Source organism: Vibrio sp. 1288 (assembly GCF_033344475.1).
In genome coordinates, this window is the sequence record NZ_JAWPOX010000738.1 from 1 (window position 1) to 616 (window position 616).

A 616-nucleotide genomic window follows, 5' to 3' on the forward strand; every position below is an offset into this window, starting at 1 on the left:
TTAACATGCCGAGTAAACCCGCGATAACCACAAAACCAGAAACCGCCATCAAGGCCTGTTCTGCGACAGACATCATGCCCCACAATTCGTGTAGCGCGGCACCGGGCATAATTGCACTGAGAGGTTCTTTCGGGTAGTTGTTGATCTGCCTTTGCAACGCAAAAGTTTGAATGCGCGATTTCAAGCCCACAAGCATGGCAGTGATCTGTTTTGGTTGAAAGTCCCTTTCTTGTAATACCTTGGCATCCGGTGTTGGGCCCAAGCGTGCACCACTTTCCCAACCGACATGAATGGCTTCGATCGCCTCTAACGAGACGTGAACAGTCTTATCTACTGGTGTGCCAGTTGGAGCTAAAATACCAACAACTTTGAATGGCAGTTTATCGTGACGGCTGAAGCCAACATCACTGATACCATGGGCAATGATGATTTCACTGCCTATCTGGTAACCCAATTGTTTGGCGACGTCCGATCCGAGTACGGTTTCAAATAATCCATTGAACTCTTTCCCTTTCGAGAAAGTAAGTGGTTGCTTACTTCCGTACTTATAATGCTCAAAGTAACTATGATTGGTCCCCATCACTCGAAAGCCTTTGTGAGAGTCTCCGAGCGAAAT

The 616-nt window shown here is 47.2% G+C and carries 1 protein-coding gene; it reads right to left on the minus strand.

The annotated features are described in order from the left end of the window. On the minus strand, positions 1-616 hold a 616-nt coding region (locus R8O11_RS29080; RefSeq protein WP_318195103.1), incomplete at both ends, for an ABC transporter permease.